The sequence below is a fragment of the [Enterobacter] lignolyticus SCF1 genome (genome assembly GCF_000164865.1).
Lineage (GTDB): Bacteria > Pseudomonadota > Gammaproteobacteria > Enterobacterales > Enterobacteriaceae > Enterobacter_B > Enterobacter_B lignolyticus.
Map to the genome: position 1 here is coordinate 978,878 of NC_014618.1, position 24,368 is coordinate 1,003,245.

General features: G+C 57.4%; 24 protein-coding genes. 20 read left to right on the plus strand and 4 right to left on the minus strand.

Annotated features, from left to right (window positions below; translation table 11 throughout):
• The first annotated feature begins 43 nt into the window (after positions 1-43).
• Both pyrG and eno read left to right on the plus strand, forming a co-directional pair.
• The gene (gene pyrG / locus ENTCL_RS04665) at positions 44-1,681 is read left to right on the plus strand and encodes a glutamine hydrolyzing CTP synthase (protein ID WP_013364958.1); all 1,638 of its coding nucleotides are present in this window, start codon (positions 44-46) and stop codon (positions 1,679-1,681) included.
• Between the two features lie 83 nt (positions 1,682-1,764).
• Positions 1,765-3,060 carry a phosphopyruvate hydratase gene (eno, locus tag ENTCL_RS04670; RefSeq protein WP_013364959.1) on the plus strand — a complete coding sequence of 432 codons (1,296 nt, stop codon included), beginning with the start codon at positions 1,765-1,767 and terminating at the stop codon, positions 3,058-3,060.
• Between the two features lie 59 nt (positions 3,061-3,119).
• Here the strand turns inward: eno and ENTCL_RS04675 are convergent, their stop codons facing one another.
• Positions 3,120-4,229, minus strand: a complete 1,110-nt coding sequence (locus tag ENTCL_RS04675; RefSeq protein WP_013364960.1) for an SDR family oxidoreductase — start codon at positions 4,227-4,229, stop codon at positions 3,120-3,122.
• 392 nt (positions 4,230-4,621) lie between these two features.
• Positions 4,622-5,446, minus strand: a complete 825-nt coding sequence (locus tag ENTCL_RS04680; protein WP_013364961.1) for a MurR/RpiR family transcriptional regulator — start codon at positions 5,444-5,446, stop codon at positions 4,622-4,624.
• A gap of 171 nt (positions 5,447-5,617) precedes the next feature.
• On the opposite strand from ENTCL_RS04680, the gene ENTCL_RS04685 reads away from it, so the two are divergent.
• The 3 genes from ENTCL_RS04685 to queE are packed head-to-tail and all read left to right on the plus strand — an operon-like array spanning position 5,618 to position 8,604.
• Positions 5,618-7,171 carry a PTS transporter subunit EIIC gene (locus tag ENTCL_RS04685; RefSeq protein WP_013364962.1) on the plus strand — a complete coding sequence of 518 codons (1,554 nt, stop codon included), beginning with the start codon at positions 5,618-5,620 and terminating at the stop codon, positions 7,169-7,171.
• On the plus strand, positions 7,171-7,878 hold the full coding sequence (locus ENTCL_RS04690; RefSeq protein ID WP_013364963.1) for an N-acetylmannosamine-6-phosphate 2-epimerase: 708 nt from the start codon (positions 7,171-7,173) through the stop codon (positions 7,876-7,878). The genes ENTCL_RS04685 and ENTCL_RS04690 overlap by 1 nt, the downstream gene beginning before the upstream one ends.
• 54 nt (positions 7,879-7,932) lie before the next feature.
• Positions 7,933-8,604, plus strand: coding sequence for a 7-carboxy-7-deazaguanine synthase QueE (gene queE / locus ENTCL_RS04695; RefSeq protein ID WP_013364964.1), 672 nt, complete (start codon positions 7,933-7,935; stop codon positions 8,602-8,604).
• Positions 8,605-8,681: 77 nt separating this feature from the next.
• On the opposite strand, the gene queD is transcribed toward queE, so the two are convergent.
• Positions 8,682-9,047: a 6-carboxytetrahydropterin synthase QueD gene (queD, locus tag ENTCL_RS04700; protein WP_013364965.1), complete on the minus strand. Its 366-nt coding sequence runs from the start codon at positions 9,045-9,047 to the stop codon at positions 8,682-8,684.
• 304 nt (positions 9,048-9,351) lie between these two features.
• Here queD and cysJ point away from each other — a divergent pair, with 304 nt between their 5' ends.
• The 4 genes from cysJ (at position 9,352) to ENTCL_RS22645 (ending at position 14,125) form a co-directional block, all read left to right on the plus strand.
• Positions 9,352-11,154: an NADPH-dependent assimilatory sulfite reductase flavoprotein subunit gene (gene cysJ, locus ENTCL_RS04705; RefSeq protein ID WP_013364966.1), complete on the plus strand. Its 1,803-nt coding sequence runs from the start codon at positions 9,352-9,354 to the stop codon at positions 11,152-11,154.
• Positions 11,154-12,866, plus strand: a complete 1,713-nt coding sequence (gene cysI, locus ENTCL_RS04710) for an assimilatory sulfite reductase (NADPH) hemoprotein subunit (protein WP_013364967.1) — start codon at positions 11,154-11,156, stop codon at positions 12,864-12,866. Before cysJ ends, cysI begins: the two co-directional genes overlap by 1 nt.
• A 136-nt stretch (positions 12,867-13,002) precedes the next feature.
• Entirely contained in the window at positions 13,003-13,737 is a 735-nt protein-coding gene (cysH, locus tag ENTCL_RS04715; RefSeq protein ID WP_013364968.1) for a phosphoadenosine phosphosulfate reductase, read from the plus strand.
• A gap of 235 nt (positions 13,738-13,972) precedes the next feature.
• Positions 13,973-14,125, plus strand: a complete 153-nt coding sequence (locus tag ENTCL_RS22645) for a Hok/Gef family protein (protein ID WP_013364969.1) — start codon at positions 13,973-13,975, stop codon at positions 14,123-14,125.
• A gap of 59 nt (positions 14,126-14,184) precedes the next feature.
• On the opposite strand, the gene ENTCL_RS04725 is transcribed toward ENTCL_RS22645, so the two are convergent.
• Positions 14,185-15,228 carry an aminopeptidase gene (locus ENTCL_RS04725; protein WP_013364970.1) on the minus strand — a complete coding sequence of 348 codons (1,044 nt, stop codon included), beginning with the start codon at positions 15,226-15,228 and terminating at the stop codon, positions 14,185-14,187.
• A gap of 237 nt (positions 15,229-15,465) precedes the next feature.
• On the opposite strand from ENTCL_RS04725, the gene cysG reads away from it, so the two are divergent.
• The 11 genes from cysG (at position 15,466) to ENTCL_RS04780 (ending at position 24,296) form a co-directional block, all read left to right on the plus strand.
• Positions 15,466-16,881 (plus strand): siroheme synthase CysG, encoded by a 1,416-nt coding sequence (gene cysG, locus ENTCL_RS04730; RefSeq protein WP_013364971.1) that lies wholly within the window; start codon positions 15,466-15,468, stop codon positions 16,879-16,881.
• Between the two features lie 9 nt (positions 16,882-16,890).
• A complete protein-coding gene (gene cysD, locus ENTCL_RS04735) occupies positions 16,891-17,799 on the plus strand; it encodes a sulfate adenylyltransferase subunit CysD (RefSeq protein ID WP_013364972.1) in 909 nt (302 codons plus the stop codon).
• Between the two features lie 9 nt (positions 17,800-17,808).
• Positions 17,809-19,239: a sulfate adenylyltransferase subunit CysN gene (cysN, locus tag ENTCL_RS04740; RefSeq protein WP_013364973.1), complete on the plus strand. Its 1,431-nt coding sequence runs from the start codon at positions 17,809-17,811 to the stop codon at positions 19,237-19,239.
• The gene (cysC, locus tag ENTCL_RS04745; RefSeq protein WP_013364974.1) at positions 19,239-19,844 is read left to right on the plus strand and encodes an adenylyl-sulfate kinase; all 606 of its coding nucleotides are present in this window, start codon (positions 19,239-19,241) and stop codon (positions 19,842-19,844) included. Before cysN ends, cysC begins: the two co-directional genes overlap by 1 nt.
• A 45-nt stretch (positions 19,845-19,889) precedes the next feature.
• Entirely contained in the window at positions 19,890-20,216 is a 327-nt protein-coding gene (locus tag ENTCL_RS04750; RefSeq protein WP_013364975.1) for a DUF3561 family protein, read from the plus strand.
• Positions 20,217-20,366: 150 nt separating this feature from the next.
• Positions 20,367-20,678, plus strand: coding sequence for a cell division protein FtsB (ftsB, locus tag ENTCL_RS04755; RefSeq protein ID WP_013364976.1), 312 nt, complete (start codon positions 20,367-20,369; stop codon positions 20,676-20,678).
• Between the two features lie 20 nt (positions 20,679-20,698).
• A complete protein-coding gene (ispD, locus tag ENTCL_RS04760; protein ID WP_013364977.1) occupies positions 20,699-21,409 on the plus strand; it encodes a 2-C-methyl-D-erythritol 4-phosphate cytidylyltransferase in 711 nt (236 codons plus the stop codon).
• Positions 21,409-21,888 (plus strand): 2-C-methyl-D-erythritol 2,4-cyclodiphosphate synthase, encoded by a 480-nt coding sequence (gene ispF, locus ENTCL_RS04765; protein WP_013364978.1) that lies wholly within the window; start codon positions 21,409-21,411, stop codon positions 21,886-21,888. The genes ispD and ispF overlap by 1 nt, the downstream gene beginning before the upstream one ends.
• Positions 21,885-22,934 carry a tRNA pseudouridine(13) synthase TruD gene (gene truD, locus ENTCL_RS04770; protein ID WP_013364979.1) on the plus strand — a complete coding sequence of 350 codons (1,050 nt, stop codon included), beginning with the start codon at positions 21,885-21,887 and terminating at the stop codon, positions 22,932-22,934. Before ispF ends, truD begins: the two co-directional genes overlap by 4 nt.
• The gene (gene surE, locus ENTCL_RS04775) at positions 22,915-23,676 is read left to right on the plus strand and encodes a 5'/3'-nucleotidase SurE (RefSeq protein WP_013364980.1); all 762 of its coding nucleotides are present in this window, start codon (positions 22,915-22,917) and stop codon (positions 23,674-23,676) included. The genes truD and surE overlap by 20 nt, the downstream gene beginning before the upstream one ends.
• Entirely contained in the window at positions 23,670-24,296 is a 627-nt protein-coding gene (locus ENTCL_RS04780; protein ID WP_013364981.1) for a protein-L-isoaspartate(D-aspartate) O-methyltransferase, read from the plus strand. Before surE ends, ENTCL_RS04780 begins: the two co-directional genes overlap by 7 nt.
• The last annotated feature ends 72 nt before the right edge of the window (positions 24,297-24,368 follow it).

A 24,368-nucleotide genomic window follows, 5' to 3' on the forward strand; every position in this document is an offset into this window, starting at 1 on the left:
TGGTTATTCCATCGTCTTTTAAACCTAACTTCTCAGGTTCAGCATGACAACGAACTATATTTTTGTGACCGGCGGGGTAGTTTCCTCTCTGGGTAAAGGCATTGCCGCAGCCTCCCTCGCAGCCATTCTTGAAGCCCGTGGCCTCAACGTGACCATCATGAAACTGGATCCGTACATTAACGTCGATCCGGGTACCATGAGCCCGATCCAACACGGGGAAGTGTTCGTTACTGAAGACGGCGCTGAAACCGACCTGGACCTGGGTCACTACGAGCGCTTCATCCGTACCAAGATGACGCGCCGCAACAACTTCACCACCGGCCGTATCTACTCAGACGTCCTGCGCAAAGAGCGCCGTGGCGACTATCTGGGCGCGACCGTTCAGGTTATCCCGCACATCACCAACGCGATTAAAGAGCGCGTCATCGCCGGTGGCGAAGGCCACGACGTGGTGCTGGTGGAGATCGGCGGCACCGTCGGTGATATCGAGTCTCTGCCGTTCCTTGAAGCGATTCGGCAGATGGCGGTTGAAGTTGGCCGCGAGCATACGCTGTTTATGCACCTGACGCTGGTGCCGTACATGGCCGCTGCCGGTGAAGTGAAAACCAAACCGACGCAGCATTCGGTTAAAGAGCTGCTTTCTATCGGTATTCAGCCGGATATTCTGATTTGCCGCTCCGATCGCGCCGTACCGGCGAACGAACGCGCCAAAATTGCTTTGTTCTGCAACGTTCCAGAAAAAGCCGTTATTTCTCTGAAAGACGTCGATTCCATTTATAAAATTCCGGGCATGTTGAAATCTCAGGGCCTGGACGATTATATTTGTAAACGATTCAGCTTGAACTGCCCGGAAGCAAACCTGTCAGAATGGGAGCAGGTGATTTACGAAGAAGCCAATCCGGCAGGCGAAGTGACTATCGGTATGGTCGGCAAGTACATTGAGCTGCCGGACGCCTATAAGTCCGTGATTGAAGCGCTGAAACACGGTGGTCTGAAAAATCGCGTTACCGTCAACATCAAACTTATCGATTCGCAAGATGTTGAAACACGCGGCGTCGAGATCCTGAAAGGTCTGGATGCTATTCTTATCCCTGGCGGCTTCGGCTACCGCGGTGTAGAAGGCAAAGTCGCCACCGCACGCTATGCGCGTGAAAACAATATTCCGTATCTGGGCATTTGCCTGGGTATGCAGGTTGCGCTGATTGAGTTCGCGCGTAACGTCGTCGGAATGGAAAACGCCAACTCGACGGAATTTGTGCCAGACTGTAAGTACCCGGTCGTGGCGCTCATTACCGAATGGCGTGACGAAAACGGCAATGTCGAAGTTCGCACTGAGAAGAGCGACCTCGGCGGCACGATGCGTCTGGGTGCGCAGGCGTGCCAGCTCAGCGATGACAGCCTGGTTCGCAAGATGTACGGCGAGCCAACCATCACCGAGCGTCACCGTCACCGTTACGAAGTGAACAACCTGCTGTTGAAACAAATTGAAGCTGCGGGCCTGCGCATTGCGGGCCGTTCCGGGGATGATCAGTTGGTCGAGATCATCGAGGTGCCGAACCACCCATGGTTCGTCGCCTGTCAGTTCCATCCGGAGTTTACTTCTACGCCGCGTGATGGACATCCGCTGTTTGCTGGCTTCGTGAAAGCCGCCAGCGAGTACCAGAAGCGCCAGGCGAAGTAAAAAAAAGTTAGAACGGCAACGCGTACCTTTGGTACGCGTTGTTTGTCTGGAGTTTTAGTTTAACTTGTACTGAGGAAAATCTAATGTCCAAAATCGTTAAAGTCATCGGTCGTGAAATCATCGACTCCCGTGGTAACCCGACTGTTGAAGCCGAAGTACACCTGGAAGGTGGTTTCGTCGGTATGGCCGCTGCTCCGTCAGGTGCTTCTACTGGTTCCCGCGAAGCGCTGGAACTGCGCGATGGCGACAAATCCCGTTTCCTGGGTAAAGGCGTAACCAAAGCTGTTGGCGCGGTTAACGGCCCGATCGCTCAGGCTATCCTTGGCAAAGACGCTAAAGACCAGGCTGGCATCGATAAGATCATGATCGACCTGGACGGTACTGAAAACAAATCTAACTTCGGTGCGAACGCAATCCTGGCTGTGTCTCTGGCAAACGCCAAAGCTGCAGCAGCGTCCAAAGGCCTGCCGCTGTACGCACACATCGCTGAACTGAACGGCACCGCGGGTAAATACTCCATGCCGGTTCCGATGATGAACATCATCAACGGTGGCGAGCACGCTGACAACAACGTCGACATCCAGGAATTCATGATTCAGCCGGTTGGCGCTTCAAGCGTTAAAGAAGCTATCCGCATGGGTTCTGAAGTTTTCCATCACCTGGCTAAAGTGCTGAAAAGCAAAGGCATGAACACCGCTGTTGGCGACGAAGGCGGCTACGCGCCGAACCTGGGCTCCAACGCAGAAGCGCTGGCTGTTATCGCTGAAGCGGTTAAAGCTGCGGGCTACACGCTTGGCAAAGACATCACTCTGGCGATGGACTGCGCGGCGTCTGAATTCTACAAAGACGGTAAATACGTTCTGGCTGGCGAAGGCAACAAAGCGTTCACCTCTGAAGAATTCACCCACTTCTTGGAAGATCTGACCAAACAGTACCCGATCGTTTCTATCGAAGACGGTCTGGACGAGTCTGACTGGGCCGGTTTTGCTTACCAGACCAAAGTACTGGGCGACAAAATCCAGCTGGTTGGCGACGATCTGTTCGTTACCAACACCAAGATCCTGAAAGAAGGTATCGAGAAAGGCATCGCTAACTCCATCCTGATCAAATTCAACCAGATCGGTTCTCTGACCGAAACTCTGGCTGCTATCAAGATGGCGAAAGACGCGGGCTACACTGCCGTTATCTCTCACCGTTCTGGCGAAACTGAAGATGCTACCATCGCAGATCTCGCTGTTGGTACCGCTGCAGGCCAGATCAAAACCGGTTCTATGAGCCGTTCTGACCGCGTTGCTAAATACAACCAGCTGATTCGTATCGAAGAAGCGCTGGGCGAAAAAGCGCCGTACAACGGTCGTAAAGAGATCAAAGGCCAGTAATCACGCTGCCTGAGACAAAAATGCCAGCCTCGCGGCTGGCATTTTTTTTGGCTATTTGGTTATTTGAAATCAACCGCCATCTGTTCAGGGATGGTTAACCCTTGAGTGGTTTGTACGCAGCGGGCGATATAGTCGGTAAAACGCGGCGGTTTACGCATTCCCATGCTCAGCAGCTTGTCGTTGCTGAAGCGGACGTTAAGCGTGGCGAACGCGCCGTAAAGCCGCATGGCTTTCAGCATCAGGCGCTCGTTGCAGGGGCCGAAAATATCCTTCAGCTCACGGCGCATTTTAACCAGCGTCTCGTAGCTCACCTGGGCGTATTTATCGCCAACCGGCGCTTTTTCTAGCGCCAGCGCCATACCGCGGTCGATATCGGCAAACTTAACGCTGTTCTCTTCACCCGCAGAAATGTGCACCACTTCGCCATTCTCGGCCTGGCTGTTCAGTAGCATCAGCAGGGCATCTGCGCAGTAGTCTACCGGGATGACGTCAATACGGTCTTCCATTGAGCACATGAATTTTTGCAGCATCAGGCCCATGCTGAACACCCAGAAGATGCTGCTGGATGGCTGGCAGCCATGGCGCGTGTGGCCGACGACGATAGACGGGCGGGCAATCAGCAGCGGCAGCTGTGGACACTGCTCGCGCATCAGGCGCTCGATAGTTGATTTCGAATGGGTATATTCGACGAGGTGCTCGGCGTTTTCCCTGAATTCCGCGCTCTCCGCCACCAGGGAGTCCGGCTCCGGCGCGCAGGACATTGCGGTACCGACATGCAGGAAGCGCTGTAATCCTGTTACCTGAGCCATGCGCTGCGCAAGCGCCAGCGTGCCTTCCACGTTCACTTTCCAGATAAGCGGGTTGTTGCCAAAAGAAGCGACCGCGGCGCAGTTGAGCACATGGGTCACCTTATTCAGGCGCGCATCATCGAGAAAGTCTTCTGGATTGCCGAGATCGCCGAGAAGAATGTCATCTTCGGTCAGGGCATTCAGCTTGTCATCACGGATATTAAACTTGCGCATGTTTTCTTTGACACGCTCAAGGCCCTTCGCGCGATCGCTCGCCCGCACTAACAGCAATAGATTTACCGGCTGGTTGTCGTTGAGAATTTTTTCCAGCGCCGCCCCGCCGAGAAACCCGGTAACGCCCGTAATTAATAATGTATTCATGAATGCTATCTCATCATGGTAGGTCAGGCGGATTTTAGGCAGGCGAAATTAAACGGCGTATCAATAAAACGATGTGGTGACCAGGCGCGTCTTAAGCTTATTTTAAGGAAAGTAAAAACAGAGGATGTATTTGACCATCTTAAGAATAAAAAAATTCCTTTTCTTTTGTGAAAAGAATTATTTTATTGATTTGTATGGTTTTATTTATTTTTATATAAAACCGTTAACTAATTCAAATTGTAAAATTAATAATGTTTTGTTACATCATTTGTCCATGTTGTATTTGCGTCATAAATAATTAAAAAATGACTTATTGATGCATTGTTTAATTATTTAATGGCTGTTTTATGATAAAGGCCTCGTCCGGACAAGGCCGTTAAAAATAATGCGAATTACAGCAGCAGCGGCAGCGTGGCGCTGGCGGTTTGCTGGCTGACCTCGCTGTAGTGACCGTCGAGCGCGATAAGCGATGTGGTCAGCAACTCGACCAGCAGCATCACGCCCACCTTGGCGGTCAGGGCGCCGGCGCTCAGCGGCCCTTCGGGTTTTGCGGCGACCAGCAGCATATCGCTAAGGGTCGCCAGCGGGCTGCGCGGGGTGTTGCTCAGGGCGAGCACCCTGGCGCCGCGCTTGCGCGCCAGCTTTACCACATGCAGAAGATCGCGGGTGGATCCGGAGCTGGAAATCGCGACCACCAGATCGTCCTTTGTCAGGGTTGTCGCATTCATCGCCGCGCGGTGCATATCGCTGAACAGCTGCGCCGGTTTTCCGAGACGCAGCAGCTTGTAGTGCAGGTACTCGCCTAAAATTGCGCTGGCAGCGACGCCGTAGATTTGCACCGATCGTGCCTGGTGGAGCGCACCGGCGGCCGTTTCCAGCAGCGCTCTGTCCAGCAGAGTGGCGGTATCCTGTAACGCCTGAACGGACTCGCTGACGACGCCGTCTATCTCATCGCCCACCGGCTGCGGCGCCTGGTTTTGCTGAATATCCAGCGCCAGCGCCATTTTGAACTCGTTATAGCCTTTGCAGCCCAGGGTGCGGCACAGGCGCGTCACGCTGGCTTCGCTGGTCTCGGTTTCGCGCGCCAGTTCGGTGATGGTGAGGTAGAGCACCTTTGCCGGCGCGCTCAGCACAAACTCCCCCAGCTTTTGCTGCGTCGGGCTGTACCCGGAGACTTCCTGGCGCAGCCTCAGCAGCAGATTTTCATTTTCTGACATGCACACATCCCTTAATGCCTTCTCTGCCGTTAGTGTGGGGAAAGCCTGTTGAAGATGCCAGTCATTTTAAAAAAGTATGATCTGCCTCGCGATAATTGGTGATAATTTTCGCTTTTAATTTTATATGTGGTAAAAATTTTCATCATAACCTGAAGTCGTGGAGATTTTTTTATGTCACTTTTTAACGGTGCGTCATCCGGGGCGCTGTTTGAAAAAGCGCAGCGGTTCGGCAAATCCTTCATGCTGCCCATCGCCGTATTACCGGCGGCGGGCCTTCTGTTGGGCATTGGCGGGGCGTTATCGAACCCGAATACGCTGACGGCGTATCCTTTTCTGGACGTCGGCTGGCTGCAGGCAATCTTTACCATCATGAGCAGTGCGGGTTCGATAGTTTTTGCCAACCTGTCGGTGCTGTTCGCCGTAGGGGTGGCGGTCGGGCTGGCGAAGTCGGACAAAGGCACCGCCGGGCTTGCCGCGCTGCTGGCGTTTCTGGTGATGAACGCCACCATTAACGCGCTGCTGATCCTGACCGGCAAACTGGCGCATGAGAACCCCGGCGCCGTTGGCCAGGGGATGACGCTCGGCATTCAGACGCTGGAAACCGGGGTGTTTGGCGGGGTGGTGATTGGCCTGGTTACCTGCCTGCTGCACAACCGGTATAACAAGATAGCGCTGCCGCAGTTCCTCGGGTTCTTCGGCGGCTCGCGCTTTGTGCCGATAGTCAGCTCTTTTGCGGCGATCTTCGTCGGCGCGCTGATGACCGTTATCTGGCCGCATTTCCAGAAGCTGATTTTTGGCCTGGGCGGCCTGGTGGAAGCCACGGGCTATGTCGGTACGCTGCTGTACGGTTTTATTCTGCGTATGCTGGGCCCGTTCGGCCTGCACCATATTTTTTACCTGCCGTTCTGGACGACGGCGCTGGGCGGCAGCGAGATGATCAACGGTCATCTGGTTGAAGGCACCCAGCGTATTTTCTTTGCCCAGCTCGCCGATCCGAATACTCAGCATTTCTACATCGGCACCTCGCGCTTTATGTCCGGGCGCTTTATTACCATGATGTTTGGCCTGCTGGGCGCCTGTCTGGCGATGTACCACACGGCGAAACCGCAGAACAAAAAGCGCGTGGCGGGCCTGCTGCTCTCTGCGGCGCTGACCTCGTTCCTGACGGGGATCACCGAGCCTATCGAGTTCTCGTTCCTGTTTATCGCGCCGGTGCTCTACGTGATCCACGCGCTGTTTGACGGCCTGGCCTTTATGCTCGCGCATATTCTGCATATCACTATCGGGCAGACGTTCTCCGGCGGCTTCATTGATTTCGTGCTGTTCGGCATTTTGCAGGGCGAAGCGAAAACCAACTGGATGTACGTGCCGCTGGTGGGGATCCCGTGGTTCTTCCTCTACTACTTTACCTTCCGTTTCCTGATTAACCGCTTTGATTTTGCGACCCCGGGCCGTGAGAAAGAACCGGTCGCCGAAAGCAACGTCGCGCAGAGCGAACGTGCGCAGGCCATCATTACCGCACTGGGCGGCAGGGCGAATCTGGAAGAGGTGGACTGCTGCGCGACCCGCCTGCGCATCACGGTAAAAGAGGGAAGCAAAGTCGATGAGCAGGCCCTGAAAGCGACGGGCGCTCGCGGGGTGATTGTTCGCGGCAACGGCGTGCAGGTGATTTACGGGCCGCACGTCACCATCATCAAAAACGAAGTTGAAGAGATTTTAGCCTAATGAAAACCATGTTAGAGACGGTAAAAGGGAAACTGATTGTCTCCTGCCAGGCGCTGGAAAACGAACCCTTACACAGCGCGTTTATTATGTCACGGATGGCGGTCGCAGCGGCAGAAGGCGGGGCAACGGGCATCCGCGCCAATAGCGTTGTGGATATTAAGGCGATCAAAGAGCAGGTGAGCCTGCCGGTTATCGGCATCCTGAAGCGCGATTATCCGGGCAGTGAGGTGTTTATCACCGCCACGATGCGTGAGGTTGACGAGCTGATGGCGGCGGAGCCGGAGATGGTAGCCCTGGACGCCACCGATCGTCCGCGCCCGGATGGACAACCGCTTGCGGAGATGGTGGCGCAGATCCGCGCGCGCTATCCGTCGCTGCTGCTGATGGCGGATATCTCAAGCGTAGAGGAAGCCAAAACGGCGCAGGCGCTGGGGTTTGACTGCGTCGGCACCACGCTGTACGGCTACACCCGGGCCACCAAAGGCCATTCGCTACCGGAAGACGACTGCCGTTTCCTGGGCGAGGTGCTGGCCGCGGTGTCGGTTCCGGTTATCGCCGAAGGCAACGTGGAAACGCCGGCTATCGCCGCACGCTGTCTGGCGCTGGGTGCGCACGCGGTGGTGGTCGGCGGCGCGATTACCCGCCCGCAGCAGATTACCGGGCGCTTTGTGGCGGCGATTGCCGGGGAAAGCACCAATCAGGCATGACCGTTGACGCGGGATCTGCGATAATTACTGTTTACCCCCTTAACAGAGACGATTATGCAGTACCCGATTAACGAAATGTTCCAGACCCTGCAAGGCGAGGGTTACTTCACCGGCGTTCCTGCCATTTTTATTCGATTGCAGGGATGTCCGGTGGGCTGTGCGTGGTGCGATACCAAACATACCTGGGACATGCTTGAAGATCGGGAAGTGTCGCTGTTCAGTATTCTTGCGAAAACCAAAGAGAGCGACAAATGGGGGGCGGCAACCGCCGAAGACCTGCTGACCGCAATTACTCGCCAGGGCTGGACGGCGCGCCACGTCGTCATCACCGGCGGCGAACCCTGCATCCATGATTTAACGCCGCTGACCGCGCTGCTTGAGCAAAACGGCTACAGCTGCCAGATTGAAACCAGCGGAACCCATGAGGTGCGCTGTTCCCACAGCACCTGGGTCACCGTATCGCCGAAAGTGAACATGCGCGGCGGCTTTGAAGTGCTGTCGCAGGCGCTGCACCGCGCGGATGAGATTAAGCATCCCGTTGGCCGCGTGCGCGATATCGAAGCGCTGGACGAGCTGCTGGAAACGCTGAGCGATGACAAACAGCGGGTGATCGCGTTACAGCCGATAAGCCAGAAAGATGACGCCACGCGCCTGTGCATCGAGACCTGCATTGCCCGCAACTGGCGTCTGTCGATGCAGACGCATAAATATCTCAATATTGCCTGAAAAAATAGCCCGGCAGCGATGGCCGGGCCCTGATATCCGGGCACAACGGGCAGGTGTTAGCGCCTGCCCGACGATACTCACTCCCCGCGATAAACGCAGCCTGCGGTACAGGTTTCTTTGACCATCACTGCGCTCAGCAGCGGCACCTGTGGTTTCATCTGATCCCAGATCCATTTCGCCAGCACTTCGCTGGTCGGGTTTTCCAGTCCGGGGATGTCGTTCAGATAGTAATGATCGAGACGATCGTAGGTGGGCTTAAACGCCGCCTTCAGCTCCGCAAAATCCATGATCCAGCCGGTATACGGATCCACCTCGCCGGTGATTTCCAGACGAACCATAAAGGAGTGGCCGTGCAGGCGACCGCACTTGTGGCCTTCCGGTACGTGCGGCAGGTGGTGGGCGGCTTCAAAGGTGAAATCTTTAAACAGGGTGGTGGACATCATGGACTCTCAAAAATGCGGAAAAAACCGGCGCATGATACCGGAAAGCGTTTTTTTTCGCATTGACTAAAACCGCCATTTGCGTTGGTTGCCCGTCTCTGAAGGTGAAATATGGATAATTACTTTATTTTTCAATTAATTGATTTATCTGTTTTGCAGGTAAGAACAATAACTAAAACTGGTTAGTTCATTTGGTTATTTATTATTTCTATCCTTTCTTTAATTGTTATTATCCCCGCCGTTAACCTTAGCTTCAGTTTGGGTTTTCTCGCTTAAATTCGGCTTTGCTACTGGAACATAACGACGCATGACAACACAGGCCCCCTCTTCCGCATTGCTTCCGCTAAACCCGGAGCAGCTGGCACGCCTGCAGGCAGCCACTACCGATTTTTCCTCCACCCAGCTTGCCTGGGTCTCCGGCTATTTCTGGGGCATGCTGAACCAGCACCCGGGCGCAGTGGCGTCAGCGCCCGCGCAGGCGGCTGAGGTTCCGGCAATTACGCTGATTTCCGCCTCTCAGACCGGCAACGCCCGCCGCGTGGCGGAGGCGCTGCGCGATGACCTGCTGGCGGCGAAGCTGAACGTGACTCTGGTTAACGCCGGTGATTATAAATTTAAGCAAATTGCGTCAGAAAAACTGCTGGTGGTGGTGGCGTCTACCCAGGGAGAAGGCGAGCCGGCGGAAGAAGCGGTCGCCCTGCACAAATTCCTGTTCTCGAAAAAAGCGCCGAAGCTCGACAATACCGCGTACGCAGTGTTTGGCCTTGGCGATACCTCCTATGAATTCTTCTGCCAGGCAGGTAAAGATTTCGACAGCCGTCTGGCGGAGCTCGGCGGCGAGCGCCTGCTGGACAGGGTCGATGCCGATGTTGAATACCAGACCGCGGCGGCGCAGTGGCGCGAGCGGATTGTGGCAGCGCTGAAGGCCCGCGCGCCGGCGGCGACGGGCGTTATCCCGGCGAGCGCAACCGGCGCCTTTAACGAGGTCCATACCAGCCCGTATACCAAAGAGGCGCCGCTGACGGCGACGCTCTCAGTAAATCAAAAAATCACTGGCCGCGATTCCGAAAAAGACGTGCGCCATATTGAAATCGACCTGGGCGATTCCGGTCTGCGCTATCAGCCCGGCGATGCGCTGGGTGTCTGGTATCAGAACGATCCGGCATTAGTGAAAGAGCTGGTAGAGCTGCTGTGGCTGAAAGGCGATGAGCCGGTAACCGTTGACGGCAAAATGCTGCCGCTTAGCGAAGCGCTGCAGTGGCACTTCGAACTGACGGTCAATACCGCCGCCATCGTTGAGAACTACGCCACCCTGACCCGCAGCAAAGCGCTGCTGCCGCTGGTGGGCGATAAAGCGAAGCTTCAACGCTACGCTGCCGAGACGCCAATTGTTGATATGGTGCGTTTCTCTCCGGCACAGCTGGATGCAGACGCGGCGATTGGCCTGCTGCGTCCGCTGACGCCGCGCCTGTACTCCATCGCATCCTCACAGGCGGAAGTGGAGAGCGAAGTGCATATCACCGTGGGCGTGGTGCGTTATGACATCGACGGTCGGGCTCGTACCGGCGGGGCGTCAGGGTTCCTGGCTGACCGCGTAGAAGAAGAGGGCGAGGTCCGCGTCTTTATCGAGCACAACGACAACTTCCGTCTGCCGACGAACCCGCAGACGCCGGTCATTATGATTGGCCCGGGCACCGGTATTGCGCCGTTCCGCGCCTTTATGCAGCAGCGCGCGGCTGACGGGGCGGCAGGTAAAAACTGGCTGTTCTTCGGCAACCCGCACTTTACCGATGATTTCCTCTACCAGGTGGAGTGGCAGCGCTATGTTAAAGAAGGCGTGCTGAACCGCATCGACCTGGCCTGGTCGCGTGACCAGAAAGAAAAAGTATACGTACAAGACAAACTGCGCGCACAGGGCGCAGAGCTGTGGCGCTGGATCAATGACGGCGCCCACATTTATGTCTGCGGCGACGCTAATCGCATGGCGAAAGACGTTGAGCAGGCTTTGCTGGACGTGATTGCCGAATTCGGCGGTATGGATGCCGAAGCGGCGGATGAATTTTTAAGTGAGCTGCGCGTAGAGCGCCGTTATCAGCGAGATGTCTACTAATGAGCGAAAAACACCCAGGCCCACTGGTGGTCGAAGGCAAACTGACTGATGCCGAGCGCATGAAGGTTGAGAGCAACTACCTGCGCGGCACCATTGCCGAAGATTTGAATGACGGTCTGACCGGCGGTTTCAACGGCGACAACTTCCTGCTGATCCGTTTCCACGGTATGTATCAGCAGGATGACCGCGATATCCGCGCGGAACGTGCTGAACAAAAGCTGGAGCCGCGCCACGCGATGCTGCTGCGCTGTCGCCTGCCGGGTGGGGTTATCACCACCAGACAGTGGCAGGCAATCGACAAATTTGCCCATGACAACACGATTTACGGCAGCATCCGTCTGACCAACCGTCAGACCTTCCAGTTCCACGGCATTCTGAAGAAGAACGTGAAGCCGGTACACCAGATGCTGCACTCGGTCGGGCTGGATGCGCTGGCGACCGCCAACGACATGAACCGTAACGTGCTCTGCACCTCGAACCCGTATGAGTCTGAGCTGCACGCCGAAGCGTACGAATGGGCGAAGAAGATCTCCGAGCATCTGCTGCCGCGTACCCGCGCCTATGCGGAGATCTGGCTCGATCAGGAGAAAGTCGCCACTACTGACGAAGAACCGATCCTCGGCCAGACCTATCTGCCGCGTAAGTTCAAAACCACAGTGGTGATCCCGCCGCAGAACGATATCGATCTGCACGCTAACGACATGAACTTCGTGGCGATTGCCGAAAACGGCAAGCTGGTGGGTTTTAACCTGCTGGTAGGCGGCGGTCTGTCCATCGAGCACGGTAACAAGAAAACCTATGCCCGTACCGCCAGCGAGTTCGGCTTCCTGCCGCTTGAGCACACGCTGGCCGTGGCGGAAGCGGTGGTGACCACTCAGCGCGACTGGGGCAACCGTACCGACCGTAAAAATGCGAAAACCAAATACACCCTGGAGCGCGTGGGCGTTGAGACGTTCAAAGAAGAAGTGGAGCGTCGCGCCGGCATCAAATTTGAGCCGATCCGCCCGTACGAATTCACCGGCCGCGGCGACCGCATCGGCTGGGTAAAAGGCATCGACAATAACTGGCATCTGACGCTGTTTATCGAAAACGGCCGCATCCTTGACTACCCGGGACGTCCGCTGAAGACCGGTCTGCTGGAGATCGCAAAGATCCATAAGGGCGAGTTCCGCCTGACGGCGAATCAGAATCTGATCGTCGCCAGCATTCCGGAAAGCGAAAAAGCGAAGATCGAAAAGCTGGCGCGCGAGCATGGGCTGATGAATGCGGTGAAACCGCAGCGTGAAAACTCGATGGCCTGTGTGTCGTTCCCGACCTGTCCGCTGGCGATGGCGGAAGCGGAACGTTTCCTGCCGTCGTTCACCGACAAAGTAGAAGCGATCCTGGCAAAACACGGGATTCCTGATGAACATATTGTGATGCGCGTCACCGGCTGCCCGAACGGCTGCGGCCGCGCAATGCTCGCGGAGATGGGGCTGGTCGGTAAAGCGCCGGGCCGCTACAACCTGCATTTGGGCGGCAACCGCATCGGTACGCGTATCCCGCGGATGTACCGTGAAAATATTACCGAATCAGAGATTCTTGATTCGGTCGACGAACTGGTCGGGCGCTGGGCGAAAGAGCGCGAAGCGGGTGAAGGCTTCGGCGACTTTACGGTGCGTGCGGGCATCATTCGCCCGGTGCTCGATCCGGCCCGGGATTTCTGGGAGTAACATGAATTGCCGCTTCTGCTCGGTTTTGTAGGCCTGATAAGCGAAGCGCGATCAGGCACTGTGACACCTTTTGCCGGATGCGGCGTGAACGCCTTATCCGGCCTACTTAACCCGCAAGGCAAACAGTGAGGAACTTATGTCCAAACTCGATCTAAACGGCCTGAACGACCTGCCAAAAGTCGAGCGCATCCTTGCGCTGGCGGAAACCAACGCCCAACTGGAAAAGCTCGATGCTGAAGGCCGCGTTGCTTGGGCGCTGGAAAATCTGCCGGGTGACTATGTGCTGTCGTCGAGCTTTGGTATTCAGGCGGCAGTCAGTCTGCATCTGGTGAATCAAATTCGTCCGGACATTCCGGTGATACTCACCGATACCGGCTATCTGTTCCCGGAGACCTACCAGTTTATCGATGAGCTGACGGATAAACTCGGGCTGAACCTCAAGGTCTATCGCGCAGAGCAAAGCGCGGCCTGGCAGGAGGCGCGCTACGGCAAGCTGTGGGAGCAGGGCGTTGACGGTATTGAGAAATACAATGAGATCAACAAGGTCGAACCGATGAACCGGGCGCTGAAAGAACTTAACGCGCAAACCTGGTTTGCCGGTCTGCGCCGCGAACAGTCCGGCAGCCGGGCGAACCTGCCGGTGCTGGCAATACAGCGCGGCGTGTTTAAAGTGCTGCCGATTATCGACTGGGATAACCGTACGGTGTACCAGTATCTGCAAAAACACGGGCTGAAATATCACCCATTATGGGATGAAGGATATTTATCGGTTGGCGATACTCATACAACCCGTAAATGGGAGCCCGGTATGGCGGAAGAAGAGACGCGCTTCTTTGGGCTGAAGCGGGAGTGCGGGCTGCACGAAGGGTGAGGCTTGCATTCCGTAATGCGGTCACCTTTCCAGAATCAGACATGAGCTGGTTAATGACTGTTGGCCAGGGAGATATCGGACGTAAAATGGCGGCGGGTGCTTGAGGCTGACTGGCCTCGGGCATTTACCCGGATCCAGATAGACGAAAGCCCCAGGAGATATTTCTATCAACCCGAGGCCAACGTATGAACCTAGCAATTCGGATGTTAGTCTCTTCTTTGCAGGGAGGCAAGACATGCTGACAAAGTATGCCGTAGTGGCAATCATCGCGCTGTGTATTACGGCGCTGGGATTCACGCTAATGGTACGAGACTCGCTGTGTGAGTTGAGTATTAGAGAGCGTGGTATGGAGTTTAAAGCTGTTCTCGCTTACGAACCGAAGAAGTAGCGGCAACGCGGGGGAAACCCCGCGTTCTGGATAGTGACGGTTTTTCCTCCGGCACCCTGTTATATTTTCCCCGCTTTCGCCAGCTCTTTCACCAGCGGCAGCATCACTTTCACGACATCGCGTCCGCGGTGCTCAATGCGTCCGGGCAGGGCTTTGTCGATATACTGCTGGTTATCCAGTCGGACATCGTGCCAGCTGGTGCCATCCGGAAACGCCCGCGATTTGGCGCGCTGCTGAAAACCATCCTTATGGCCCAGTGACCAGTTGGTTGCCTCCACCGACAGCACCGGGATACCCGCGTTATCAAACACCTCGGCATCGTTGCAGCAGCCGGTACCCTTCGGATAGTTCGGGTTAAGCCCCGGGTTGCTCGTGGCCTGAACGCCGTGGCGGTGGGCAATCTGCAGCGCCCGGTCGCGGGTAAGCTTGCGAACGGAGGTCGGGGTGGTTTTGCCGCTGTTGAAATACAGCTTGTCGCCGACCACCAGGTTGTCGAGATTAATCACCAGCAGCGTGTTTTTCTTCTCCTGAGCGCTCATGCGCTGGAGGAAGTTCTCCGCCCCCAGTTTTCCCTCCTCTTCGCCGCTGGTGGCGACAAAGCGGATGCCGTACTGCGTCGGCACGTTTTTCAGTCGCTCGGCCAGCTCCAGCATCACGCCAACGCCCATCGCGTTATCGTCAATCCCCTGCAGCGTCAGGCCGCCAAGGTTTTTCTCCGTATCGGCATCGCTGTGCGGCGCGTAGGTATCAAGATGCGCCATCACGATAATCTGTTGCTGCGCCTTCCCTTCATGAGCGGCGATGACCGTACTGCCGGTGACGTTATGCCAGTTTTTACGATTATTCTGGCTGGTATAGATGTAGCGGCTGTGGAAGGTGCGAATATCGCTCTGGTAGCCCATCTGGCTGAACTGCTGGCGTACATAATCCGCTGACAGCATCTCCGCCGGGCTGCCGGTCATCCGGCCTGGGAAATAGGTGGCGATATAACGGGCTTGCTGGCTGGCGATATCGCCCGCAGATGGGGTCGCGGCCAGAGCAGAAAATGCGAGACATGCGCCCGGCGCCAGTACAACGAGACGGCGGCAGAGTGCGGAAAGCATAGTGTGTCCTTACATCGGGGCAGAATTATTAACCCTGCTAGTATGAAACTGTGATCGCCACAACACAATTTCAATTCGTCTGAAAGCGGCGAATTTTCACGCATTAAGCACCTTTTGAGCTTTACTTTTTCGCTGTGTTATTCCTTTGCGGAACTACTCATTCCATTTCGTAATTTCATTTGCTCTAAGACGCACCCTATAGTCGCGTTATGACTGACTATGGTGCGTTATTGTTCTATGGACTACCTTCCTCTTTTTGCTGCTATTAAAGACCGTCCGGTGCTGGTTATCGGCGGGGGCGATGTCGCGACCCGCAAGATTTCGCTGCTGCGCCGCGCCGGGGCGCAGGTGCGGGTTGTTGCCAATACGCTTACCGCAGAGCTGACGACGCTGTGCGAGCAGCGGGAAATTGTCTGGCTGGCGCAGGCGTTTGACGAGACGCAGATCGACCCGGTGTTTTTAGTGGTCGCCGCGACGGACGATATCGCGCTGAACCAGCGGGTGTTTGCCGCGGCGGATGCCCGGCAGCGGCTGGTGAACGTCGTGGATAACACCGCGCTGTGCACGTTCACCTTTCCGGCGATTGTCGACCGCTCCCCGCTGCTGGTGGCCATCTCCTCCGGCAGTTCGGCGCCGGTGCTGGCGCGCATTCTGCGGGAAAAAATCGAAGCCTTGCTGCCCACTAACCTTGGCCGCATGGCGTCGGCGTCCAGCTACTGGCGCAACCATTTAAAGACGCGGCTAAAGAGCGTTGCCGAACGCCGTCGCTTCTGGGAGCGCGTGTTTAACGGGCGTTTTGCCAGCCTGATGATCGCCGGTAACGACGCGGCGGCGCAGCGGGCGCTGGAAGAGGAAATTGACCGTCCTGAGCGCACCATCGGCGAGATAGCGCTGGTCGGCGCCGGGCCGGGCGATGCCGGGCTGCTGACGCTGCGCGGTCTGCAGCTTATCCAGCAGGCGGATGTGGTGTTCTATGACCACCTCGTCAGCGAAGCGGTGCGCGAGCTGGTGCGCCGCGATGCGGAGACAATCTGCGTGGGTAAACGCGCCGGCAGCCACAGCGTACCCCAACATGAAACCAACCGCTTACTGGTTGACGCCGCGCTGCAGGGGAAAAGCGTGGTGCGCCTCAAGGGCGGCGATCCGTTTATTTTTGGCCGCGGCGGCGAAGAGCTGCAGGCGGCGGCGGAGGCCGGTATTCCGTTTCAGGTCGTGCCAGGGGTCACCGCTGCCGCCGGCGCGACGGCCTACGCTGGGATCCCGCTGACGCACCGCGATTTCGCCCAAAGCGTCACCTTCGTTACCGGGCATTACAAACCCGACAGCGCGCCGTTTGACTGGGCGCATCTGGCGCAAAGCCGCCAGACGCTCGCCATCTATATGGGCACGATGAAGGCTGCCGAGATTAGCCAGCAGCTGATTCAACACGGCCGCGACAGCGCCACGCCGGTGGCGGTGATTAGCCGCGGCACCTGCGCCGATCAGCAGGTTATCACCGGCACATTACAACAACTGGAAACCCTGGCAAAAGACGCGCCGATGCCTGCGCTGCTGGTCATCGGCGAGGTGGTGCAGCTGCACCATCAGCTGGCCTGGTTTCAACATACCCTCGACACGGGGAGCTTCGCCTCTTCTGTGGTGAATCTGGCTTAAGGAACGGTTATGGACCAAAAACGACTCACTCACCTGCGGCAGCTGGAGGCGGAAAGCATCCATATTATCCGCGAAGTCGCCGCCGAGTTTTCCAACCCGGTAATGATGTATTCCATCGGCAAGGACTCAAGCGTCATGCTGCACCTGGCGCGTAAGGCGTTTTACCCAGGCACGCTGCCGTTCCCGCTGCTGCATGTCGATACCGGCTGGAAATTCCGTGAGATGTACGCGTTTCGCGATCGCACGGCGAAGGCCTATGGCTGCGAGCTGCTGGTGCATAAAAACCCGGAAGGGGTGGAGATGGGCATTAACCCGTTCGTGCACGGCAGCGCCAGGCATACCGACATCATGAAAACGGAAGGGCTGAAGCAGGCGCTGAACAAATATGGTTTTGACGCCGCGTTCGGCGGCGCCCGCCGCGATGAAGAGAAGTCTCGCGCAAAAGAACGTATCTATTCGTTTCGCGACCGCTTCCACCGCTGGGACCCGAAAAACCAGCGCCCGGAACTGTGGCATAACTACAACGGCCAGATCAACAAAGGCGAGAGCATCCGCGTGTTCCCGCTCTCCAACTGGACCGAGCTGGATATCTGGCAGTACATCTATTTAGAGAATATCGATATCGTCCCGCTGTACCTGGCGGCCGAACGCCCGGTGCTTGAGCGCGACGGCATGCTGATGATGGTGGATGACGATCGTATCGATCTCCAGCCTGGCGAAGTCATCAAAAAGCGAATGGTCCGTTTCCGTACGCTTGGCTGCTGGCCGCTGACCGGCGCCGTAGAGTCGAACGCGCAGACGCTGCCGGAGATTATCGAAGAGATGCTGGTGTCCACCACCAGCGAGCGTCAGGGGCGGGTCATTGACCGCGATCAGGCAGGCTCGATGGAGCTGAAAAAACGTCAGGGGTATTTCTAAGGAGCCGCGATGAACACGACGATTGCACAACAGATTGCCGATGAAGGCGGCGTAGAGGCCTATCTTCACGCGCAGCAGCACAAAAGCCTGCTGCGCTTTTTAACCTGCGGCAGCGTGGATGACGGTAAAAGTACCCTGATTGGCCGCCTGCTGCACGATACCCGCCAGATCTACGAAGATCAGCTCTCATCGTTGCACAGCGACAGCAAACGTCACGGCACCCAGGGGGAAAAGCTCGATCTGGCGCTGCTGGTGGACGGCCTGCAGGCCGAGCGCGAGCAGGGCATCACTATCGACGTGGCGTACCGCTATTTCTCGACCGAGAGGCGCAAATTCATTATCGCCGATACCCCGGGTCATGAGCAGTACACCCGCAATATGGCGACCGGCGCGTCAACCTGCGAACTGGCTATCCTGCTGATTGACGCCCGCAAAGGCGTGCTCGATCAAACCCGCCGCCACAGCTTTATCTCCACGCTGCTGGGGATTAAGCACCTGGTGGTCGCCATCAATAAGATGGATCTGGCGGGCTACCGCGAGGAGACGTTCTCCGCAATCCGCGATGACTATCTGACCTTTGCGCAGCAGCTGCCGGGCGAGCTTGATATCCGTTTTGTGCCGCTGTCGGCGCTGGAGGGGGATAACGTCGCCAGCCGGAGCGCGCAGATGCCGTGGTACAGCGGCCCGACGCTGCTGGAGGTGCTGGAAACCGTTGATATTCAGCGCACGGCAGAGCAGCAGCCTGTCCGTTTTCCGGTTCAGTACGTCAACCGTCCTGACCTCGATTTTCGCGGCTATGCGGGAACGTTAGCCTCCGGGACCGTGCGGGTCGGCCAGCGGGTCAAAGTGCAGCCGTCCGGCGTTGAGTCGGCCATTGCCCGTATCGTCACCTTTGACGGCGACCTGCCGCAGGCGAGCGCCGGGGAGGCGATTACCCTGGTGCTGAAAGATGAAATCGACATCAGCCGTGGCGATCTGCTGGTCGACGCCGCCGACGCCCTGCCGGCGGTACAAAGCGCCAGCGTGGACGTGGTGTGGATGGCCGAGCAGCCGCTGCAGCCGGGGCAACGCTATGAAATCAAAATCGCCGGTAAAAAGACCCGCGCCCGGGTGGACGGTATTACCTATCAGGTAGATATCAACAACCTGACCCGCCATGAGGTCGCCAGCCTGCCGCTGAACGGTATCGGGCGGGTCGAGCTGACCTTTGACGAGCCGCTGGTGCTGGATAAATACCAGCATAACCCGGTCACCGGCGGCTTAATTTTTATCGATCGCATGAGCAACGTGACGGTGGGCGCAGGTATGGTTCATGAGCCGCAGGCGGCGAAGCCGCTGCAGACCTCCGGTGATTACAGCGCGTTCGAGCTGGAGCTCAATGCGCTGGTGCGCAAGCACTTCCCGCACTGGAACGCCCGCGATTTGCTGGGTAGCCGCTGATGGCGCAGCATGACGAAAACGTCGTCTGGCACGACCACGCGGTAACGCAGCCGGAGCGCGAGCAGCTCCACGGACATCGCGGCGTGGTGCTGTGGTTTACCGGGCTGTCGGGTTCGGGTAAATCCACCGTGGCCGGCGCGCTGGAGGCGGCGCTCCACGCGCATGGCGTCAGCACCTACCTGCTGGATGGCGACAACGTGCGTCACGGGCTGTGCCGCGACCTCGGCTTTAGCGATGCCGACCGTAAGGAGAATATCCGCCGGGTGGGAGAGGTCGCTCGTCTGATGGTAGATGCCGGGCTGGTGGTATTGACCGCGTTTATCTCTCCCCATCGCGCGGAGCGCCAGATGGTGCGCGAGCTGGTTGGGGAGGGGCGCTTTTTCGAGGTGTTCGTCGATACGCCGCTGGCGATTTGTGAAACGCGCGATCCGAAGGGGCTATATAAAAAAGCCCGCGCCGGCGAGCTCAGGAATTTCACAGGCATAGATGCGGTTTACGAGACACCAGAAAAACCTGAAATTCATCTGGATGGCGAACAATTGGTAACAAATTTGGTTAACCAATTATTAGACCTAATGAGACGGGGCGATATTATCAGATCCTGAGACAGTGTCGGGTTTATGCCGGCCGGTCAGCACACAGGATTTGATATGCGCAATACCCAGAACATTAGCATGACCCCATCGGAGCCCATGACGCTGGAGGCAGAAGAGACGACCTGGTCCTTCTCCGGCGCCGTCGTGGGCTTCGTCGCATGGCTGCTGGCGCTGGGTATCCCCGTTTTGTTCTATGGCAGCAATACGCTGTTTTTCTTTCTCTACACCTGGCCCTTCTTCCTGGCGCTGCTGCCGGTGTCGGTGGTTATCGGCATTGCGCTGCATTCGCTGGTCAATGGTAAGCTCATCTATAGCGTTCTGGCGACGCTGGTTACGGTAACCGCGCTGTTCGGCCTGCTGTTTTTATGGCTGCTGGGCTGACGGCCTCGCGCAGTTGCAACAGAATGCAATGAGACGTACAACTCAGTGGGTAAAATGTGGTACATTCCCCGCGATAGCGGCATCGTCCGCGGCCCGAGTGGAGTAGCCGGGCAAGTTATGGGATGATGATGCCGTTTTTCAGGGGGCAGGATGGGTAAACTAACGCTGCTATTACTGGCTTTACTGGTCTGGCTACAGTACTCGCTGTGGTTCGGCAAGAATGGTCTTCATGACTACAGCCGGGTCAGTGATGACGTGGCCTCGCAGCAGGCAACGAACGCCAAACTCAAAGCGCGTAACGATCAGCTTTTCGCCGAAATCGACGATCTCAACGGCGGTCAGGAAGCTATCGAAGAGCGCGCGCGCAATGAACTCAGCATGACCCGTCCGGGCGAGACGTTTTACCGTCTGGTGCCGGATGCGTCTAAACGCAATCAGGGTTCGGGGCAAAATAACCGATAAACAGGCCCAGGATTTACGATATGGCAGCAACTTTTCCGGGCGTTTGCGCCGTGGTGCCGGCCGCCGGATTTGGCCGCCGCATGCAGACAGAGTGCCCGAAACAATATCTCTCAATCGGTAACAAAACGATTCTCGAACACGCAGTGGCGGCATTACTTGCTCACCCCCGCGTCCAGCGGGTGATTATCGCCGTAAGCCCAGGCGACAGCCGCTTCCCTCAACTGCCGCTGGCAGGTCATCCTCAAATTACCGTTGTCGACGGCGGCGCTGAGCGCGCGGACTCCGTTCTGGCAGGCCTGCGCGCCGCGGGCGATGCGCCGTGGGTGCTGGTGCACGACGCCGCGCGTCCATGCCTGCATCGCGACGATCTTGAGCGTCTGCTTACGCTTAGCGAGACCAGCCGCGTCGGCGGTATTCTGGCGGCGCCGGTGCGTGACACCATGAAGCGCGCCGAGCCGGGGACGACCGCGATTGCGCATACGGTCGACAGAAACGATCTCTGGCACGCCCTGACGCCGCAGTTTTTCCCGCGTGAATTGCTCTTTGACTGCTTAACCCGCGCGCTTGACGAAGGGGCGACCATCACCGATGAAGCCTCGGCGCTGGAATATTGTGGCTTTCATCCCGAGCTGGTCGCCGGTCGCGCTGATAATATTAAAGTGACCCGTCCGGAAGACCTGCAGCTTGCAGAATTTTACCTTACCCGTAGCGGACTTCAGGAGAAGGCGTAATGCGAATTGGACACGGTTTTGACGTACATGCGTTTGGCGGCGCTGGCCCGATTATCATCGGCGGCGTACGCATTCCTTACGAAAAAGGCCTGCTGGCGCACTCCGACGGTGATGTGGCGCTGCACGCTCTGACCGACGCGCTGTTGGGTGCTGCGGCGCTCGGCGACATCGGCAAACTGTTTCCGGATACCGACCCGGCGTTCAAAGGCGCCGACAGCCGCGCGCTGCTGCGCGAAGCCTGGCGTCGGATTCAGGCCAAAGGCTACCAGCTGGGCAATGTCGACATCACGATAATCGCCCAGGCGCCGAAAATGCTGCCGCATATTCCGCAGATGCGGGTTTTTATTGCCGAAGATCTCGGCTGCCATATGGATGATGTCAACGTGAAAGCGACCACCACGGAAAAGCTCGGCTTTACCGGGCGCGGCGAAGGTATTGCCTGCGAAGCGGTCGCTCTGCTGCATAAGGCACAACCATGATGATGTTTGATCAACTGACCTACCTGCACGGCAAGCCGCAGGGGCAGGGGCAGCTTAAGTCCAGCCCGGAAGATTTTCTGGTGGTGGAGGATTTAGGCTTTGCCCCCGACGGCGAAGGCGAGCACCTGCTGGTGCGCATTCTTAAAAACGGCTGCAATACCCGTTTTGTCGCCGATGCGCTGGCGAAGTTCCTGAAGATTCACTCCCGCGAAGTCAGCTTCGCCGGGCAGAAAGATAAGCACGCTGTCACCGAGCAGTGGCTGTGCGCGCGCCTGCCGGGCAAAGAGATGCCGGACATGCGTCAGTTCCAGCTTGAAGGCTGCCAGGTGCTTGAATATGCGCGCCATAAGCGCAAACTCCGTCTTGGGGCGCTGAAGGGCAACGCGTTCACCCTTATCCTGCGGGAAGTGACCGATCGCGATGATGTGGAGAAACGCCTGCAGGCGGTAGCGGAACAGGGCGTGCCGAACTACTTCGGCGCGCAGCGTTTCGGTATCGGCGGCAGCAATCTGCTGGGCGCGCTGCGCTGGGCGCAGAGCGATGCGCCGGTGCGCGATCGCAATAAACGCAGTTTTTGGTTGTCGGCGGCACGCAGCGCGTTGTTTAATCAGCTGGTCAGCGCGCGTTTAAAAAAAACAGACTTTAATCAAGTTGTTGACGGCGATGCGCTACAATTAGCGGGGCGCGGCAGCTGGTTCGTGGCGACGGACGACGAGATGTCCGAACTTCAGAGCCGCGTCGCGGCGCGTGAGCTGATGATTACCGCCGCGCTGCCCGGAAGCGGCGACTGGGGAACCCAGCGCGCGGCGCTGGCGTTTGAGCAGGAGACCCTTGCGGAGCAGGGCGACCTGCAGTCGCTGCTGGTGCGTGAGAAGGTTGAAGCGTCGCGCCGGGCGATGCTGCTGTACCCGCAACAGCTTAGCTGGAACTGGTGGGATGACGTAACGGTAGAGCTACGTTTCTGGCTGCCGGCGGGCAGTTTTGCCACCAGTGTGGTAAGGGAACTTATCAACACAACAGGTGATTATGCGAATATTGCTGAGTAACGATGACGGGATCCATGCGCCAGGCATTCAGACGCTGGCGAAAGCCTTGCGGGAGTTTGCCGAGGTGCAGGTTGTCGCTCCCGATCGTAACCGCAGCGGCGCGTCGAACTCGCTGACGCTGGAGTCTTCGCTTCGCACCTTCACGTTTGACAACGGCGATATCGCCGTGCAGATGGGAACCCCGACGGACTGCGTCTATCTGGGCGTCAACGCGCTGATGCGCCCGCGCCCGGATATCGTCGTGTCAGGGATCAACGCAGGCCCCAATCTGGGCGATGACGTTATCTACTCGGGAACCGTCGCCGCGGCGATGGAAGGCCGCCATCTGGGTTTTCCTGCCCTTGCCGTTTCGCTTAACGGCTATACGCACTATGACACCGCTGCCGCCGTTACCTGCGACATTCTGCGCGCGTTAGCCCGCGAGCCGCTGCGTACCGGGCGCATTCTGAATATCAACGTGCCCGATCTCCCGCTATCGGAGATCAAGGGCATTCGCGTGACCCGCTGCGGCAGCCGTCATCCGGCCGATCAGGTGATCCCGCAGCAGGACCCGCGCGGCAATACCCTGTACTGGATTGGCCCGCCGGGCGAAAAATTCGACGCCGGACCGGATACCGATTTTGCCGCCGTCGAAGAGGGTTACGTGTCGGTAACGCCGCTGCATGTGGATTTAACCGCGCATAACGCCCGCGGGGTCGTATCGGGGTGGCTGGATCGCGTAGGAGTCGACGCGAAATGGTAAGTAAACGCGTACAAAGTCTTCTTAATCAACTACGTAACCAGGGCATTCTCAACGAGCATGTCCTGGAAGCGATTGCCGAGGTTCCGCGGGAAAAGTTTATTGATGAAGCCTTTGAACACAAGGCATGGGAAAACGTCGCGCTGCCGATAGGCCAGGGACAGACGATTTCTCAGCCCTATATGGTGGCGCGGATGACCGAGCTGCTGGAGCTGACGCCGGAGTCCCGGGTGCTGGAAATCGGCACCGGGTCGGGTTATCAGACGGCGATTCTGGCGCATCTGGTGCACCATGTTTGCTCCGTCGAACGCATCAAAAGCCTGCAGTGGCAGGCGCGTCGGCGTCTCAAACAGCTGGATTTACATAATGTTTCAACTCGCCATGGCGATGGATGGCAGGGATGGCAGGCAAAAGCGCCATTTGATGCCATTATTGTCACGGCGGCGCCGCCGGAAATTCCGCAGGCGCTGATGTCGCAGCTGGCGGAAGGCGGCATCCTTGTTTTACCCGTGGGAGACGAGCAGCAGGTTTTGCAGCGCATTCGTCGGCGGGGGAGCGAGTTTATTATTGATACCGTGGAGGCCGTTCGCTTTGTACCGCTGGTCAAAGGCGAGCTGGCGTAATTACAGGAGTTTTCCTGTTTATTTCAACGCGAGTGATGGCGTAGGGTGTGCGCATTTGCGATATGCCTGAGC